Origin of the sequence: Pseudomonas sp. NPDC086112 (genome assembly GCF_044746425.1) — a bacterium.
Taxonomy (GTDB): Bacteria; Pseudomonadota; Gammaproteobacteria; order Pseudomonadales; family Pseudomonadaceae; genus Aquipseudomonas.
Genome location: NZ_JBIVCD010000040.1, coordinates 1 through 15,380 on the forward strand (window position 1 = coordinate 1; position 15,380 = coordinate 15,380).

5 protein-coding genes and 1 pseudogene are annotated in these 15,380 nt (G+C 55.7%); 5 read left to right on the forward strand and 1 reads right to left on the reverse strand.

From position 1 onward, the window contains the following. Both ACIPLA_RS22920 and ACIPLA_RS22925 read left to right on the forward strand, forming a co-directional pair. On the forward strand, window positions 1-8,601 hold an 8,601-nt coding region (locus ACIPLA_RS22920), incomplete at its 5' end, for a hemagglutinin repeat-containing protein (RefSeq protein WP_401176205.1). After that, on the forward strand, window positions 8,598-9,089 hold the full coding sequence (locus tag ACIPLA_RS22925; RefSeq protein ID WP_192343927.1) for a hypothetical protein: 492 nt from the start codon (window positions 8,598-8,600) through the stop codon (window positions 9,087-9,089). The genes ACIPLA_RS22920 and ACIPLA_RS22925, both read left to right, overlap by 4 nt. Before the next feature lie 7 nt (window positions 9,090-9,096). Here ACIPLA_RS22925 and ACIPLA_RS22930 read toward each other — a convergent pair whose 3' ends face one another. Further along, complete coding sequence (locus ACIPLA_RS22930; RefSeq protein ID WP_401176208.1) at window positions 9,097-9,726, reverse strand: DUF4291 domain-containing protein; 630 nt, start codon at window positions 9,724-9,726, stop codon at window positions 9,097-9,099. A 160-nt stretch (window positions 9,727-9,886) separates the two neighbouring features. Here ACIPLA_RS22930 and ACIPLA_RS22935 point away from each other — a divergent pair, with 160 nt between their 5' ends. The 3 genes and pseudogenes from ACIPLA_RS22935 (at window position 9,887) to ACIPLA_RS22945 (ending at window position 15,280) form a co-directional block, all read left to right on the forward strand. Beyond that, window positions 9,887-10,447, forward strand: coding sequence for a hypothetical protein (locus ACIPLA_RS22935; protein ID WP_401176211.1), 561 nt, complete (start codon window positions 9,887-9,889; stop codon window positions 10,445-10,447). A gap of 142 nt (window positions 10,448-10,589) precedes the next feature. Next, window positions 10,590-14,632 (forward strand): annotated as a pseudogene (locus tag ACIPLA_RS22940) (DUF637 domain-containing protein); the annotation flags it as partial. A gap of 9 nt (window positions 14,633-14,641) precedes the next feature. Further along, window positions 14,642-15,280, forward strand: a complete 639-nt coding sequence (locus tag ACIPLA_RS22945; protein WP_401176214.1) for a hypothetical protein — start codon at window positions 14,642-14,644, stop codon at window positions 15,278-15,280. Window positions 15,281-15,380: the final 100 nt, after the last annotated feature.

The window sequence follows — 15,380 nt, forward strand, 5'->3', positions numbered from 1 at the left end:
AAAGCCGCCAGCCTGGACAACAGCGGCGGCACCCTGACCAGCCGTGCCAACCTCGACCTGAACCTCGACGGTCTGTTGACTAACCAAAACCTGGGCCTGATCAACGCCACCACCGGTCTGACAATCAACAGTACCGGCCTGAATAACCAGAACGGTTCTTTGCTGGGCAGCGCCATTGCCATCGACTTCGGGGCGGCCACCGGGGACCTGAACAACAGCGGCGGTCTGATCACCACCGCAGGCTTGCTGAGCCTCCAGCACCTGCGCGACCTGAACAACCAGAACGGCGAAATCTCCAGCAGCCAAAGCCTCGACCTCACGGCCCGCGCCCTGGATAACAGCGGCGGCAAACTGATCAGCAGCAACCTGCTGACGGTCAACGCCGACACGGTACTCAACCAGGGCGGCCTGATCTCCGGCTGGCAAGGCCTGAGCCTCACCAGCAACAGCCTGGACAACCGCAACAAAGGCACGCTGTCGAGTCACGACGCCGATGTGGCCGTCAGCGTCAGCGGTGCGATTCTCAACAGCGGCGAAGGTGCGCTGGTCAGCAAGAAAACCCTGAGCGTCAACGCGGCCAGCCTGGACAACAGCAACGGCGGCATTCTCTCCAGTGCCGGCGCCCAGACCTTGACCCTCAGTGGTCTGCTGAACAACGCCCAAGGCGGTTTGATCGACAGCGGCGCAACCCTGACCATGCAGGCCATGACGCTGGGCAATGCCGGCGGCACGGTCAACGCAAAACAGGACCTCAGTTTCACCGGCACCACACTGGATAACACCGGTGGCAATCTGATCGGCAACGCTGCCGTGACCCTGGACCTGCTCGGCATCCTGACCAACACCAAAGGCAAACTGGCCAGCGCCGGCCCGCTACTGGTGCAGCGTGCCACGCAAATCAATAACCAGGGTGGCCAGCTCACCAGCGAAGGCTTGATGACCCTGCTCACCAGTGGCCTGGACAACCGCAATCTCGGCACCATCGCGGCCAAGGATCTACTGACCATCACCTCGGACGGTACGCTGCAAAACAGCGCCGCCGGCCAGATCTACAGCCAGAAGGGCGACCTGCAAATCCAGGCCGCCAGCCTCGCCAACGCCAAGGGCACCCTGCAAAGCCAAGGGGCTTTGAACCTCACGGTCAGTGGCGATATCGACAACCAGAGCGGCCGCATCGTCGCCACGGACGGTGACCTGACCATCAAGGCCACCAACCTCGACAACCGCGGCGGTGTGCTCGCCAGCCTGCAAGCCGCGTTCACGGCCAACCTGAGCGGTGCGCTGAAAAATGGCTATGACCTGAACAACAACCGCCGCAGCGGCGTCACCCAGGCCCAGCGTCTGAACCTGACCGCTCTGGGCGGCATCGACAACTACGGCGGGCGTATCGCTGCGCAAAGCGGCGACGCGATCATCACCACTGGCAACTTCGACAACCGCAATGGCGGTCTCTACGCCAAAGGCAAGGTCAACGTCACTGGCAACAATTTTGACAACAGCGGCGACAACGATGGCCAGATTGCCGGTCAACAGATCGACCTCAATCTCAGCGGCGCCCTGAACAATCGACTGGGCATCATCGAGAGCGACACTACCCTGGCGATCAAGGCCGCCAGCCTCGACAACCAGACCGGCCAACTGCGCGCCCTCGGCACCAATGGCAAAACCAGCTTCCAGATCGGTGGCCTGTTCGACAACCGTAACGGAACCCTGGAAAGCGCCAACACCGACCTGACAATGGCGGTGGGCAGTTTCCTCAACGGCGGCGGCAGTTTGTTGCACGTGGGCAACGGCACCTTCGACATTTCCACCGCCAACGTCACCGGCGCCGGCGGCAGCATCGTCACCCGTGGCGGCCTGACCCTCAACGCCGACAGCTGGACCAACAGCAACGTCATCCAGGCCGGGCGTCTGAAGGTCAACGTCAACAGTTTCACCCAGACGGCGAGCGGTCAGTTGCTGGCCTCGGAGAGCCTCGTCGGTACCGGTGTCAACTGGTTCAACGAGGGATTGATTGCCAGTGACGGCAGCCTGCAGCTCAACCTCAGTGGTGCCTATACCGGTGCAGGTCGAGTCACCAGCCTGGGGAGTCTTTCGCTCAGCGCGGCCAGTCTGAATCTGGCCGAAGCGGGACGAATTGCCGGCGGCGGGCGGACAGATATCAGTGCCTCGGGCCCGATCATCAACTATGGGCGGATCACGTCAAATGACGATCTGCTGCTCAATACGGCATCCCTCAGCAACTACGGCACCGTGGGAAGTGCACAAGACCTTACGGTTAACGCCTCGCAATTGCTCAATCAGCAGGGCTTGATTTTCAGCGGCGCGGACATGCAGCTGCGCAGCAATACGCTGACGAATAGCTATGGCGACATCTACAGCCTGGGTGACTTGACCGTTTCCCGGAACGCGGCAGGCGAACGGGCAGACGCTATCGAAAACATCTCCGGAAGCCTGGAAAGCGCCGGTGACATGCGCTTGCTGGCGACTTCGATCAGCAACCGCAAGGACGTGCTGACCTTCGCCGAGCAACGCGTGAATGGCACTATCACCCACAGCTGCAGCCATTGCTCGGACGAGTGGAACGTCTGGTACTACGTCACTGAAGTGTATGAGCGCACGGTCGATAAAGACTCGCCGTCTGCCTTCCTGACATCCGGGGGTAACCTCGATATCACTGGGTCGAACTTCCTCAATCAATACAGTTCGGTGTCGGCTGCCAAAAACATCAACATCACGGTCGACACATTCAAGAATGAAGGTGTGGATCTATCGACCATTACTTATCGCAGCCACTATAAAAACCCTGCCGACACGGAGCCGGGAAGCATCTACCTGGGGTTGATCGACCCGGGTGGTGCGGTCAATGAGTACAACAAGTACAGCGCCAAATACGTGCCGTTATACCGGCGAGCCGATGGCGGTTACTTCTACCAACAGGAGAGCGGATTAAGCACCGAGCTCAACCCTGATTACGATCCGTCGAAGAACTTGCCAGTGCCTGAAGCGGTCACCAAATATGGGGTTTTCTCGGCCACGCAAACCGCCAGCACCGGTAAAAGCATTAATGCTGTTATTCAGTCCGGTGGCAGTACGACCATCACGGCTTCGACTTCTTTCAACAACAGCGTGCAAACGGTCAACGCGCCCATTGTCACGAGCGACAGCAAGGTGGACGCCACCGGCACCCAACGTGCGACCACCCCGTTCATCGTCCACCTCAACAGCCAACTCCCGCCGGACCTGGCCCAACAACGGGTCGATCCCCTCTCGCTGCCGGGCTTCGTGTTGCCGCAAGGTACAAACGGCCTGTTCCGCCTCAGCACGCAGGGCACCACCTCCGGCGCCGCCAACAACGGTCCGCAAAGCTGGACCCTGGGCGGTGCCAGCATCACCCCGACCCAGCGGCAGCAAACGGTCCCTGCCACCAGCGCCGTCACGATCAACCGTGTCCAGGGCTTACCGGCCAACGGCGTTCAATCCAAACCGCAGAAATACCTGATCGAAACCAACCCGGTACTCACCGACCTCAAGCAATTCATGAGCTCGGACTACCTGCTGTCGAACCTCGGTTACGACCCGGACACCAGCGCCAAACGCCTGGGCGATGGCTTCTACGAACAACGCCTGATCCAGCAAGCGGTAGTGGCCCGCACCGGCCAACGCTTCATCGGTGGCCAGACCTCCGACGAGGGCTTGTTCAAATACCTGATGAACAACGCCGTCGCCAGTAAACAGGCACTCAACCTGTCGCTCGGCGTCAGCCTGACCTCCGAACAGGTCGCAGCCCTGACCCATGACATTGTCTGGATGGAAACTGCCGAGGTGAACGGCGAGAAGGTGCTGGTGCCGGTGCTCTACCTGGCCCAGGCCAACAACCGTTTAGCACCCAACGGCGCGTTGATTGCCGGCAACGACATCACCCTGATCGCCGGCAAGGACCTGAACAACGCCGGCACCTTGCGCGCCTCCAACAAACTGTCGGCCACCGCCGCCAACGACCTGGTCAACAGCGGCCTGGCGGAAGCCGGCAACCGCCTCGACCTGAAAGCCAGCAACAACCTCGTCAACAAGGCGGGCGGCATCATCGCCGGCCGTGACGTCTCACTCACCGCCACCCGGGGCGACGTGATCAATGAACGCACCGTCAGCAGTTACGACGACCAGAACGGTCAATGGTCCTGGTCCCAGGGCTTTGCCGACAGCGCGGCGCGGATCGAAGCGGCCAACAGCCTGACCATCAATGCCGGGCGCGATTTCAACACCATTGGCAGCGTGGTCAACAGCCGGGGTGAGCTGACGATTAAAGCAGGCCGGGACGTGAACATCGTGTCGGCGCAAAAGAGCAACAGCATCACCGATGGCCGGGATCATAACGATGCGTCGGTGACGCAGCTTGGCGCACAGGTCTCCGCGGGTCGCGACCTCACCATTGACGCCGGCCGTGACCTGAGCGCCATTGCCAGTCAGATCGATGCCCAAAGCGACATCGCCATGGCTGCCGCAAACAATCTGACCCTGGCCTCGGCGGCGGATGAACAGCACTCGTACGAAAAAACCAGGAAGGCCGCCAGGCAGGAAGACCATGTCAGGCAGGTATCTACGACCGTTAATGCGGGAGGCAGCGTTGCCCTCAATGCGGGCAAGGATCTGGATCTGATTGCCAGCCGAGTGAGTGCGGGGGATGAGGCCTATTTGTTTGCGGCCAATAACCTGACGCTGCAGAGCGCAGAAGACAGCGATTACAGCTTCTACAGCAAAACCAAGAAAAGCTCCTCGGGCAAGAAGAGTCGACTCGACGAGGTGGCCAGTACCACCAATATCGCCAGCGCAGTGACCTCCGGCGGTAACACCACCCTGCTGGCCGGTAACGACATGCTGATCAAAGGCAGCGAGATCGCAGCCGATAAAGGCGGAGTGCAACTGGTAGCTGGCAACGACATCCAGATCGTTGCTGCCACAGACTCGAACAGCGCCCGCCATGAAAGCAGCTCCAGTAAAAGCAGCTGGGGTGGCTTGAAGTCGAGCAAGGTCAAGGATCAGGTTTCCGAGACGCAAACCACTGCTGTCGGTAGTGTGATCTCGGGTAATACCGTGGATGTGGTGGCCAATCGCGACGTCACAATCACCGGCTCATCGTTGGTAAGCACACAGGATCTGACTGTGCAGGCGGGTCGTGACGTCACCATCAACGCAGCGGAAAACACCTTTACCCGCAATGAACTTCATAAGGAAAAGAACCGCGACCTGACCGGCGTACTGACAGCCAACAACCTGGGCGTCGATGACATCATCGGTAACCAGCACCTGTCGATCAGCAGTCAGAATCACACCGGCCAATCGTCTCAGACTACGTTGACCGGTAGCACCATCGGCTCCAGCGAGGGCAATGTCAGTCTCACCAGCGGTCGTGAACTGAGTGTGACTGCCAGCGATTTGATCAGTACCAAGAATATGAGCCTGATCGGTTCCAAGGTGACTATCGCTGCCGGCATGGAAAGCGCGAGCCAGAGCAGCACTGATAAATCCAGCAGCTTGGCGGTCGGTCGGGTCATTGGCGGCATGATCGTTGATACGGTCAATACGATTCGCAGTTCAGTTGAAGCGGCCAAAAACGCAGATGACCCACGACTTAAAGCGGTCAAGTTGGCTCAAGCAGCCATGGCATTCAACGATCTGGGAGGAATGGGCGGTGACGCCGAAGGCGCAGGCGCGGACTATGGGAAAAAGCAGGGTACTGCCAGCAATGGATCTCTGATCAAGATTGGCACCGAACTGGCGAACACCCACAGCAAAAGCACTAGTGAATACACCAGTCAGAGTGCCAAGCAAAGTACGATCAACGCTGGCAAAGGCTTATTGATTCTTGCGGATGGCAGTGCCCCGGGAACAGTCGGTGATATTCATGTCATCGGCAGCAGTTTGAAAGCCACCGACACCGTGTTGCTGGCAAAAAACAACATCACACTGGAAAGCGCGCAGAACACTGCCGACTGGGCTAACAACAGCAGCAATAACAAAACTGCCATCGGCGCCAGCTTCAACTTGGGTGCGCAGAACGGATTTACCCTTGACCTTGGAGCGTCCATTGCCAAGAGCATGGGAACCGGTAGCTCGGTTACTCAGGTAAACACTACTCTGGATACCGGCTCTCTCTCCTTGCACAGTGGGAATGACACGACCCTGGCAGGTGCGCAAGTTCGGGCCGACAGCATCAAGGCGTTGATCGAGGGTAACCTCAACATCACCTCGCGCCAGGACACCGAGACCCAGAAGAACAAACAGGGCAGTGCCGGTTTCGGTGGCAGCATCTGTATTCCGCCGTTCTGCTACGGCGCACCGGTGACCGCATCCGCAAGCTTGGCCGCTGGCAACATGAACAGCGACTATAAGGCAGTGACAGACCAGAGTGGTTTGTTTGCTGGCAAGAATGGTTACGATATCACCGTCGGTAAAAACACGACCTTGCAAGGCGCGGTCATTGCCAGTGAGGCATCAGCCGACAAGAACCTGCTCAGCACTGATCGCCTGATCGTTAGTGACATCAAAAATATCAGCGAAATCAGTGCCCAATCGGCGGGGGTCTCGGCCTCTTATGGCGGCAGTGCCGGCTCAAGTGTGGGTGGTAGCGTTCCACTCTCGTTGAGCGATTCGGATCACAGCAGCACCCGCAGTGCTGTCAGCGAAGGCACCATCATCGTGCGCAACGCCGAGGGTGCGAATGATCTGGTTGGTCTGAATCGCGATACCGCAAACGCCAATCAGACGCTGGATAAGCCTGATGAAAAAGCGATCCAGGAACGGATCGATCTTATTCAAAGCACGGTTTCGCTGTCGAAAGACATCATCGGCAAAGTAGCCAATGCCCAGCAGCAAGCCGCCAGCGACAGAGCCAAGTCAGCGAGCAGTGACAAAGAGCGCCAAGCAGCGATTGATGACTACAACAGCTGGGGTGTGGGTGGTGATAAACGCTTCATGGCAGATATCGCCGCAGGCGTGATTGCCGCAGGCTTGGGTAGTGTAGGAGGTGCCACAGCGGTAGGTCTGGTTGCCAATACCACAGCGGCAGATACCTACAAAAAAATCGGTGATTACGCCGATCAACAGCTAGCAGATGCAACGCGAAGCAAAGACAAAACCCTGCAAGCGGCATGGGCTGAAGGAGGCTCTGCTCGCATCTTGTTGCACAGTTTGGCAGGAGCCTTACAAGGCTTGTCCAGTGGCACGGCGGTAAATGGTGCCATTAGTGCAGGCGCGTCGGCGGCGATTATGCCGGCATTGGATGAAGTGCTGAAAAACTTCGGAATTGGCCTGGAAAGTCGAGATGCGTTCGACACTTTGATTGCAGCAGGACTAGGGGCTGCTGCGGGTGGCGGTAGTTCGATTGCGCAGATGGGTGGGGCTACCACTGCTGGCAACATCGAAAAATACAATCGTCAATTCCACCCAACAGAAGCAAGGCTTATCGAACAGGAAGCGCCAAAACTTGCGACCCAACTTGGCATCTCTGTGGCTGAAGCTGAGCAACGCATGGCTCGTGCATTCGCCTTTTATACGGATGCTCAGTGGCAAAAAACGATTGGCGGCGCCGACAGCCAGTTCGATGCGGCCACGCTAGAGCACCTCGGCATTGCTCTCTCGCCGCTGGCGGGTCGTTATGACACCGTTGTGTCAGTACTCGAGAATGGGAATAAGGCTTATACCGTCGATGAAACGCTGAGTTTGATAAAAAACTACAATGTGGTTCATTCAGCTGACTTTAAAAACTATGATATCAACATCGGCTATCTCGGCGATCCCGACGGGTTCGATACAAATAGCCTTGTTGACTTCTACAACCTGAATCTGGATTTTAGTGGAAAAAAAGCCGGGGTCTTTGATCCTGTTACGGGAACGGTGGCGGGTGGCGCTTTAAGTGTCTGGACTGGCTTGCGATCAATGGCATCTATGGGCAATGAGCTTCTGTCCGGCCATGCGTTAAATGCTGCAAATAGTCTTCTAGATCCGTTTGTCGATCCAGATGCGTCAATGGTTTCCAATTGGTTGGCCACCTACAGCGGCCAAAATTTTGTCTTCGGGCTACAAAACAACAGCTATCAGAAGGCCTTGCAGACGGGACAGAATGTTGCTGATCTTGCTACGCTTATAATACCGGGGGCGGGAGAGGCTGCAGGATTCGGGAAAATAACTAAAACTTCTGTGTTGGGTGGGAAGCTTGTAGATGAGGAGATTTTCTTTCGTGCTATGAGTCAGGAACATTATGATACGTTGTTAGAGACAGGGAAGGTGTCGGCAACAGGGGAAACATTTATTTCACCTACACAGGGTTTTTCTTCAACATATACAGGTGTTCTAGTGCAATTTAATTTGTGGCCAGGTGCTCTTGATGCGCTTTCCGGACTAGGAGTCCGTGATGCCTCTAAAGCGGTTAAAAATGCATATCCAGACATGCCGCCAATGTCTTCACTGCCTGAAGGTTGGTCTTTTACCAATGTATATTTCAAAAAGGAAAGGGACCAAATTAACATCGGTCTAGGTAAAGGGCCGGGGTTGGATGTTTTTAATTATTATATAAAGTCATTTTCGGAGATTAAGCGATGAACCATGAGCAGCAAAAATTGGTGTTTGATCTTATGTTTAAAAGAATTTCAAAGGAAAAGTTTATTGAATTGTTTTTCGTGGGAAGGGACATCCCGGAAGATTACGTATGCCAGGAGCTAAAGGCTGCGCTTGCAATTAAAGATGCTGATAGCGTGGAATGTTTGCTGATTGTTGGTTTTATATTTGGCTTTTCGAGGGAGTGTCCAGATGTTTTGAGCCGGCTGTTAGTTGAAGATTGGCATGTTTGCCATGAAGATATTGCCAGTGCACTTCAGTCGCTTAAATATCCTGGTGCTGTTGATTATTTGTTTGAGGCTGCCCTGGCTGATTACCCGTATATAGGTTCTGAATATTCTTTAGGTGTTAAATGCATACACGCGCTACATGATGTGGGTACAGATAGCGCTAAGGAAAAACTGCGAATTTTGGCACAGGCAGAAAATCCTGTTCTGTCCGAGCTTGCAGGCCGACTACTAGCATCTATGTAATGGATTTTTAGTTCAAGTTTGGTTTGGAATATATTATGTTGTTTGTTGTTGGGTGGTATGTTTTTTCGAGCGGAAGCATTTTTCGTGCTTTTTCGATTTTGTTGTCAAGGACCAAGTCGTGAATATTGTGCGCCAATGATGTTATATCAGTTATGTTCTGTATCCATTCATTGACGTAAAGCTCTACGGCTTGCCTGCTTAGGCCTATCTGAATCGCGCGGTGTGTTTGCGGTTGTAGGTACAAGTCTCGTTCTGGATCCCACTGTATGCGGACTGGTGTATTTTCCTTCACATTGAGCCATTCCTCTTTGCTCATTAATTCGTCGGGATGGCTGGGGCAGCTATGGGCTAATGCCCACTCGAAGCCTTCTCGTGAAATATCGATTGCCAATATTCGGGACTGCCCCGCCTCCTTCAGACCCCAGCCGGCTCGGTACATCATCCATAGAAATGATGGCTTTATCCATGTCATCCGCTCCATCTTGAACGGCGGTGACGCGAAGGTACCAAGGGTCAGCGCTGCATCGGCGATAGCATCCGAATAAGCCTGGTAGACGCGAATTGTCTTATCGTCGTACAAGCCGCGAATCTGGCGGAGAGGTGTAATTTGAGAGGCGAACCCCAACTGATTTTGCATGCTCGTACTCAACATCTAATGAAAATAAAGGATTGACTATGTCTTGGGGTATTTTTGACTCAAGGGACGGATTTTTTTTTGTATCTCGACTTTCTTGGCGCATTGCGTCTTGAGACAAGTTTTCCCATCAGCCAAAAATCCCGTAAAAGGACATTCATACGTGAACAAAATCTCACTATTGCTACTAACCCTGATTCTGGCATTACCAGGCTGCCATTCCAACGTCAGAGACTCTTCCCCTAGCCTACTGAAAGACGGTGTCCAGCTGCACCAGAACAAGGTGACAGTCGATGCGCAGCACGCCAAGGTCATCATGAAAGCCTCAGGTAACACTTCTCCGGTAGAGTTCGCAATCAGGCGCGCAGCGGATCCTGACCAGCGTATGGAGGTGCTTGGAACCGTGGTGGATTCAGGCCAGGGGAAGGTGTTCGGCTGGATCGCCAAACTTAACGAAGTGGCCAACAGCGCGACTGTTAAACGCTTCCCACAGCTGGAAGTACAGGCCGATGCCGATCAGCCATTCCAGGTGTCGGGTTATTCAAAGGGTGGGGGAGTCGGGAATACTTACAGCTGCGGTCCGCTCAAAACCACTTTCACGCCGGAAAGAAGCAAGGTCTATTTGGTGGAGTTCCAGTTTGTTGGTAGCCGCTGTGAGCAACATGTCTACGATGTTACCCAGCCTGAGCAGCGCATTCCCGTGACGAGCACACCTTCAGCGTAAGGGGCAGATTTAATTATTTGTTTTTGGCTGAGGTAAACAAGTACAGATCACGTTTTTTCTGAGGGTGGGGTAGTACTCCTTCGATTTCTTTCTGGCCTGGATGGGCGAAACACTGCCGGCCAGCACCCACGTCGTCAGCGGCGAGTCTCTGGATGCAATCATCCAGGCGGGTGGAAACGTCACCCTCGACGCCTCCCCAGAACATCAACAACAGTTTGGTCCGCCCGTTCTATGCTTATGTGGCGGCGGGTCGTACCCAAACCGACACCGGCGCGGGCAGTGGCTACTCGACGCGGATTCAGATCAACCAGCAACTCGCCCCCGATCTGGCCCAGCAACAAGTCAACCCGCTGGCCTTCCCGGCTTCAGCCTGCCCAGCAACCAGAACTGCCTGTTCCGTCTGAGCAGGAAGGCAGCACCCACCCGACCGGCACCGGCCCGCAAAGCTGGACCATGGGCGGTGCCAGCATCACCCCGACCCAGCGGCAGCAAACGGTACCTGCCACCAGCGCCGTCACGATCAATCGTGTCCAGGGTTTGCCGGACAGCAGCGCGCCGTCCAAACCGCAGAAATACCTGATCGAAACCAACCCGGTACTCACCGACCTCAAGCAATTCATGAGCTCGGACTACCTGCTGTCGAACCTCGGTTACGACCCGGACACCAGCGCCAAACGCCTGGGCGATGGCTTCTACGAACAACGCCTGATCCAGCAAGCGGTAGTGGCCCGCACCGGCCAACGCTTCATCGGTGGCCAGACCTCCGACGAGGGCTTGTTCAAATACCTGATGAACAACGCCGTCGCCAGTAAACAGGCACTCAACCTGTCGCTCGGCGTCAGCCTGACCTCCGAACAGGTCGCAGCCCTGACCCATGACATTGTCTGGATGGAAACTGCCGAGGTGAACGGCGAGCAAGTGCTGGTGCCGGTGCTCTACCTGGCCCAGGCCAACAACCGTTTAGCACCCAACGGCGCGTTGATTGCCGGCAACGACATCACCCTGATCGCCGGCAAGGACCTGAACAACGCCGGCACCTTGCGCGCCTCCAACAATCTATCGGCCACCGCCGCCAACGACCTGGTCAACAGCGGCCTGGCGGAAGCCGGCAACCGCCTCGACCTGAAAGCCAGCAACAACCTCGTCAACAAGGCGGGCGGCATCATCGCCGGCCGTGACGTCACGCTCACCGCCACCCGGGGCGACGTGATCAACGAACGCACCGTCAGCAGTTACGACGACCAGAACGGCCAATGGTCCTGGTCCCAGGGCTTTGCCGACAGCGCGGCGCGGATCGAAGCGGCCAACAGCCTGACCATCGGTGCCGGGCGCGACTTCAACACCATTGGCAGCGTGGTCAACAGCCGGGGTGAGCTGACGATTAAAGCGGGCCGGGACGTGAACATCGTGTCGGCGCAAAAGAGCAACAGCATCACCGATGGCCGGGATCATAACGATGCGTCGGTGACGCAGCTTGGCGCACAGGTCTCCGCGGGTCGCGACCTCACCATTGACGCCGGCCGTGACCTGACCGCGATCGCCAGTCAGATCGATGCCCAAGGCGACATCGCCATGGCTGCCGCAAACAATCTGACCCTGGCCTCGGCGGCGGATGAACAGCACTCGTATGAAAAAACCGAGAGTGTCACCAAGCAGGAAGACCATGTCAGTCAGGTGTCCTCGGAGATCACCGCGGGGGGCAGCGTTGCCCTGAAGGCGGGCAAGGATTTGACGCTGATCTCGAGCAAGGTCACCGCCGGGGATGAGGCCTATCTGGTGGCCGGTGACAAGCTCGAACTGCTGGCGGCGCAAGACCGCGACTACACGCTGTATGACATGAAGAAAAAGGGCGGTTTCGGCGCCGAGAAAACCCAGCGTGATGAAGTCACCGATGTAAAAAACATCGGCAGTGCAATCACCACCGGGGGCAACCTGAGCTTGGTCAGCGGTGGGGATCAGCGGTATCAGGTGGCGAAGCTGGAGAGTGGTAAGGACATCATCCTCGACAGTGGTGGGGCGATCGTTTTTGAAGGGGTGAAGGACCTTCATGATGAGAGCCATACCAAGAGTGATGGTGATCTGGGGTGGTTCGAAGCCAAAGGTTCGGGCACCACAGACGAAACTCTCCGTCAGAGCCAGCTAGTCGCCCAAGGACGACTGGTGATCAAAGCGGCTGGCCAGATCAGCATCGATGTCAAACAGGTCGACCAGCAAAGCGTCAGCCAGACCATCGATGCCATGGTGCAGGCCGATCCGCAACTGGCCTGGATGAAACAAGCAGAAGCGCGTGGTGACATCGACTGGCGTCAGGTGAAGGAGATTCACGAGAGCTTCAAGTACGACAATTCAGGGCTAGGGGCGGGGGCGAAAATCGCCATCGCCATCCTGATGTCTTTCATCATGGGCCCGGCGGGGCTAGGCCTGGTGGGCGGCGGTGGCGCGGGCGCGTTTGCCACAAGCCTGGCGACTACTGCCGTTACCAGCACCATCAGCAACAAAGGCAATCTTGGCGCGGCGTTCAAAGAAACCTTCAGCGCTGACAGCCTCAAGGGCGCCGCCATTGCCGACTTCACTGCGGGCATGCTCGATTACGCGGACGCCAACTGGTTCGTCGGTGCGGCGGAAGGTGCAAAGTCCGCGAGCATTCTTACTAGCACTAACTTCACCGACATTGCGATACGGGTGGGTGGCCGTGCGGTGATCTCCAGCGGCATCTCAACCGCCATCGGGGGTGGCAGTTTTGGCGACAACTTCAGTGCGGCGCTGCTGGGTGAGGCTGGCAATGTGGCCATGGCTACCGGGTTTAACTGGATCGGCGACACCATCAAGTTTCCGGACGGGAGCCTCGAGAAAGTTGTCGCTCATGCGTTGATGGGAGGCTTGCTGTCGAAGGCGACTGGTGGTGATTTCGCGACTGGCGCTGCAGCGGCAGGGCTGAATGAAGCGTTGATGAATCAACTGGTCAGTATTGCGGATGGCAACGACCAGTTGCACGTAATGATGTCGCAGTTGACGGGGCTTGTGGCCGCAGCGGCGGTGGATGGGGATCTTCAGCAGGGAGCAGATATTGCGAAGAACGCCACGCAGTACAACTGGCTGCTACACAAAGAAGTTGCTGAGGCGGATAAAGCTCGAGCAGCTTGTGGTTCGGGGCCTGGTGCTCAAGTGTGCCAGGACAACATCACCCGGGCAATAGCAGCATTGGATGCCGAAAGACAACGTGATATGGAGGAGTTTGGGCGTCAGATTCAGCTGCGTGGACTACAAGAAGGGTGGACGCTCGATGAAATAAATGCGGCCAAGGCTAGATATTTTTCAGGCATTGACACAAAAGAACTTACAACTGTCTACCCCCCGTCGATGGAGCCTGGGTTTCTGGCCAGAGAAGGGTTGACGGGGTTCAAGGACCGAGCTGTTGCGTGGCCAGGAGGGGTGGTTGACACAGCAAAATCGGCTTGGAATGCCATTTCATCCCCTTTCGATACGATTGGCGGGATAGCGCTCGGGATTAAGGACTGGATTACCAGTCCGATCCCGTCGCATGCGCTAGAACGGGAGTTTGATAAAGTGGCGACCGCCTCTGCCCAGCAGTTAGGTGGTATGGTTTTTGACACGACTACTGGGTTTGCCACAGCTTATATTGGTGGGAAAGCTGTTGCGTGGGTTGGTGGGAAATGGGTTGATGCAAAAGCCCCAGGTGATACTGTTGTGCGCAGCGATAATGATTTTTCATCACCGGTCGGGGGAAATGGAAAACCAAAGGCATATATCAATGAGAATGGCGATTTGGTTCCTCCTAACCCAGAAGGGACCGGCAGCGTTCAAACACATGTGCGTGGAGGTGGTTCTGAAAACTCTCCCTACATCTCCGTAACCGACCCGAACGCTGCCTCGAATCCTAAGGACTACGGCACGCATAAAATCGAAATCGACGTGACGCGATTGCAGCAGGATATTGATTCCGGTGTATTGCCAAATACCAGGTTCTTGAGCAGCCGTGAAATCGCGGCCGAGTTGCAATCAAGGGTAGATGCGGCACGGGAGAAATACACGAACAACCCGTCCACGAAAAATGAGACTTCATTGACGAGAGCAGAGGCAGACTTGAGGAACGCCACACGTGATGGAGAGTGCTTGATCAAGGGCTGTGTCCCGGCCGACTATATTAAATTTATCGATAAATAGGTATTTGTCATGGATCGGAAAACAAACGACCTGCTTAATAGTATTCCGGAACATGCAGATTATGCTGCTGATGCAGGAGACCTGGACCCCGAGGATATTCCGCAGGAAAGAATGGATGCTGTGAAGGGGTTGCTTCTTCACGCAGATAATGATGTGGTGCGCTTCCTAGCTGCGAAGTTATTGACCAGTTGGGGGGTCCATGAAGGCCTGATTGCCTTGGAGAAGAGCATGGAAAGACCTGGAATTATCGAAGGCATCTATTCTCATAGGCTGCATGGATACGATGACACTTATCGTCAGATACTTATGGCAGTGACCATGTATTTTGCCAATATGGCTGACAGGGGGGGAAGAGAGGTGGCGAGAACCCAAGTCTACTCGCCCTTGTCGAAAATCATAGCGTTGGCGGGCAGCAAACCTTTTGAAATAGCCGATGTTTTTGCCTTCGTGAAGCGTGAAAGATATCTGGAGTATATACCTCCTATTGAACAGCATCTTGTTTCGATAATTGATCATCCAGAAATACATCGTTGGAAGATTTATGATGCTATCGAATTGTTAATGGATTTTGATCCTGAGTTTGTCATGTCTCTGTTGAAAGAAAAAAACAAGACGATTGATGATTTCAGACCAACAGTACAGGATTGACGCCAGTAAGCGGGAGGCAGGGATCAGGTCGACTCCTAGATGACTCTCAGGCCACGTTTATTCTGGGACCGTAAAGGGGACGGATTTATTTTCTAAGACA

What these genes read in the sequence shown, in the direction of transcription:
- ACIPLA_RS22945 (WP_401176214.1), top strand. Translation starts at nt 14,642, where the DNA reads ATGGATCGGAAAACAAACGACCTGCTTAATAGTATTCCGGAACATGCA.
- ACIPLA_RS22925 (WP_192343927.1), top strand. Translation starts at nt 8,598, where the DNA reads ATGAACCATGAGCAGCAAAAATTGGTGTTTGATCTTATGTTTAAAAGA.
- ACIPLA_RS22930 (WP_401176208.1), bottom strand. Translation starts at nt 9,726, where the DNA reads ATGCAAAATCAGTTGGGGTTCGCCTCTCAAATTACACCTCTCCGCCAG.